Consider the following 3,317-nt stretch of genomic DNA (forward strand, 5'->3'; position numbering starts at 1 on the left):
CGCTCGGGGACCACGCGGCCGAGGCCCGGCTGCTCGCCCGGGTGGCCGAGGCGCACACCGCGCAGCGCCGCTTCGACGAGGCCGACCGGGAGTACCGGGCCGCGCTCGCGGTGCTGCGCCGGCTGGGCGACGAGCGGGGCCTGGAGGCCGTCGGGGGCGCCCTCGCGGACCTGCGGGAACGCGTCGACGCCGGGTGGTGATGGGCCTTTCGGAGGTATTGTCGGAAGTGCCCGGTTACGACGTCTTTGGTGGGTAAGTCGCAGGGGAAGCCTACGAATCTGCCAATGTGTTCGGAAAATTTATTCACTTTGGAAGGCTGACACGCCGCCTGGGCTTCATTACACTCGAACTCAGTCGCGCAGCGATCCCGGCCCCGGGCTGTCCCGGAGGCTTCCCCACGTGCGCGTCGCCCACCGGTCTTCTCCGGTCGGGACCCCCATGGCAAGAGGACGTGTTTAGCCGTGAAGGTCGGCATCCCCCGCGAGGTCAAGAACCACGAGTACCGCGTGGCCATCACGCCCGCCGGCGTGCATGAGCTGGTCCGCAACGGACACGAGGTCTACATCGAGGACAACGCCGGTGTCGGCTCCTCGATCCCGAACGAGGAGTACGTGGCCGCCGGCGCCACCATCCTCCCCACCGCCGACGAGGTGTGGGCCACCGCCGACCTGCTGCTGAAGGTCAAGGAGCCCATCGCCTCCGAGTACCACCGGCTGCGCAAGGGCCAGACCCTCTTCACGTACCTCCACCTGGCGGCCGACCGGGCCGGCACCGACGCGCTGATCGCCTCGGGCACCACCGCCATCGCGTACGAGACCGTGCAGCTGTCGAACGGCGCGCTGCCGCTGCTCGCCCCGATGTCCGAGGTCGCGGGCCGTCTGGCCCCGCAGGTCGGCTCGTACCACCTGATGCGTCCGGCCGGCGGCCGCGGCACCCTGCCGGGCGGCGTGCCCGGCACCCACCCGGCCAAGGCCGTCGTCATCGGTGGCGGCGTCTCCGGCTGGCACGCGGCCACCATCGCCGTCGGCATGGGTTACGAGGTGACCCTGCTGGACCGCGACATCAACAAGCTGCGCGAGGCCGACCGCATCTTCGGCACCAAGGTCAAGACCATCGTCTCGAACTCCTTCGAGCTGGAGAAGGCCGTCCTGGAGGCCGACCTGGTGGTCGGCGCCGTGCTGATCCCGGGCGCCAAGGCCCCGAAGCTGGTCACCAACGAGCTGGTCTCCCGCATGAAGCCGGGCTCCGTGCTCGTCGACATCGCCATCGACCAGGGCGGCTGCTTCGAGGACTCGCACGCCACCACGCACGACGACCCGACCTTCAAGGTCCACAACTCGGTCTTCTACTGCGTGGCCAACATGCCGGGCGCCGTCCCGAACACCTCCACCTACGCGCTGACCAACGCCACCATGCCGTACGTGCTGGAGCTGGCCAACCGCGGCTGGAAGGACGCGCTGCGCCGCGACGCCGCGCTCGCCAAGGGCCTGAACGTGCACGAGGGCCAGATCACCTTCCCGGCCGTGGCCGAGGCCTTCGGCCTGGAGTCGGTCTCCCTGGAGAGCGTGCTCGCCTGAACCCCCTGACCGCCCGGCGGTCGTTCGCCCCCGACCCGATCCCTTCGGGCCGGGGGCTTCGCCGTGCCCGTGAACGGCGGGTGGATCGGGTAGGTCGCTCTGTCGTCAATATCTGTCGGTCACGTCACCCGCCCGCAGAAACGTTGGGGCCGGTGACCCGCTCATCCCTTGACAGCAGCCCGCTCGATAGTCGACACATCCTGCCCACTACCGTGGATTGTGTTGCTGCGAACGCCTTGAACGGCCTAGAGTCGCAAACCGTCGGCATGCTGCCACGCTGACGAATCGACATAGAGTCCTGGATGCCCAAGGAGGTAAGACGACTTGTGAATGAGTCGACAATTGCTCCCGGGGGTGGTCAGCCAGGACTGGCGGCGCTCACCGCCGGCCAGCCGAGTGAGGAGCCCGGGGCCCGGCAGCCCTCCGTGGGCTCGGCCGAGGTCGGCTCGGTCGCACTCCGTACTTTCGAAGCACGCCAGAACACAGCACAGGTGACCACGGTGACCGATCACGACGCCGACTTGGCGGCCTACGGCCTGGCCTACGGCGAGTTCGCCTACGGCGCCTACGACGACCCGGACGCCGAGTACGAGCCGGACCCGGAGTACGCCGCCACGCTGGCCCCCGACGCCGCGCGCCAGCGCCGCGAGCGGGTCGGCCCGACCGGCCGTCCGCTGCCGTACTTCCCGATCCCCGCGCCGGTCGCCGAGCACGGCCCCGCCCAGATCATCGCCATGTGCAACCAGAAGGGCGGCGTCGGCAAGACCACGTCGACCATCAACCTGGGCGCGGCGCTGGCCGAGTACGGCCGCCGGGTGCTGCTCGTCGACTTCGACCCGCAGGGCGCGCTCTCGGTCGGCCTCGGCGTCAACCCGATGGAGCTCGACGTCACCGTCTACAACCTGCTCATGGAGCGGGGCCTGACGGCCGACGAGGTGCTGCTGAAGACGGCGGTCCCGGGGATGGACCTGCTGCCGTCCAACATCGACCTCTCCGCCGCCGAGGTGCAGCTGGTCAGCGAGGTGGCCCGGGAGTCCGCGCTGGCGCGCGCCCTGAAGCCGCTGCTGCCCGACTACGACTACGTCATCATCGACTGCCAGCCCTCGCTGGGCCTGCTGACGGTCAATGCGCTGACGGCCGCTCACAGCGTGATCGTCCCGCTGGAGTGCGAGTTCTTCGCGCTGCGCGGTGTCGCGCTGCTGACCGAGACCATCGAGAAGGTCTGCGAGCGGCTCAACCCCGACCTGCGCCTGGACGGCATCCTGGCCACCATGTACGACTCGCGCACCGTGCACAGCCGCGAGGTGCTGGCACGCGTCGTCGAGGCGTTCGGCGAGCACGTCTTCCACACCGTCATCGGGCGGACCGTGCGCTTCCCGGAGACCACCGTCGCCGGCGAGCCCATCACGACGTACGCGACCAACTCGGTCGGTGCCGCCGCCTACCGCCAGCTCGCCAGGGAGGTGCTCGACCGGTGCCGCCCCGCCGAGTGAGTCTCCCGGGTGCCGACGAGCTGTTCCGGACCACGGGAGGGATGGCGCTGTCGCCCTCCCTCGCGCCGCGTCCGGCCGCCGAGGCATCCAGACCGGAGACCGCGCGGACCGTCAACGGCCGACCGGACGGCGCCGAGGGCACCGAGGCCGCCCAGGGCGCCCAGGACGACCGGCAGGTGACGCCGGAGCAGCAGGCGGGCGCCTCGGTGCCGGCGCCCGCGCAGCGGTCCGGAGCGGGCGTCGGGCC

Annotated in this window: 3 protein-coding genes and 1 pseudogene; all 4 read left to right on the forward strand. The window is 70.6% G+C overall.

What is annotated here, in order from left to right:
• Positions 1 to 200, forward strand: a 200-nt coding sequence (locus tag AE652_RS38190) for a hypothetical protein (RefSeq protein ID WP_049659954.1), incomplete at its 5' end; no start/stop codon positions are given.
• A gap of 261 nt (positions 201 to 461) precedes the next feature.
• Positions 462 to 1,577: an alanine dehydrogenase gene (gene ald / locus AE652_RS38195; RefSeq protein ID WP_049659955.1), complete on the forward strand. Its 1,116-nt coding sequence runs from the start codon at positions 462 to 464 to the stop codon at positions 1,575 to 1,577.
• Positions 1,578 to 2,002: 425 nt separating this feature from the next.
• Positions 2,003 to 3,070 carry a ParA family protein gene (locus AE652_RS38200; RefSeq protein ID WP_369808367.1) on the forward strand — a complete coding sequence of 356 codons (1,068 nt, stop codon included), beginning with the start codon at positions 2,003 to 2,005 and terminating at the stop codon, positions 3,068 to 3,070.
• Positions 3,071 to 3,111: 41 nt separating this feature from the next.
• Positions 3,112 to 3,317, forward strand: a pseudogene (locus tag AE652_RS46945) (hypothetical protein); the annotation flags it as partial.

It is taken from the genome of Kitasatospora sp. MY 5-36, from assembly GCF_001182915.1.
GTDB lineage: Bacteria > Actinomycetota > Actinomycetes > Streptomycetales > Streptomycetaceae > Kitasatospora.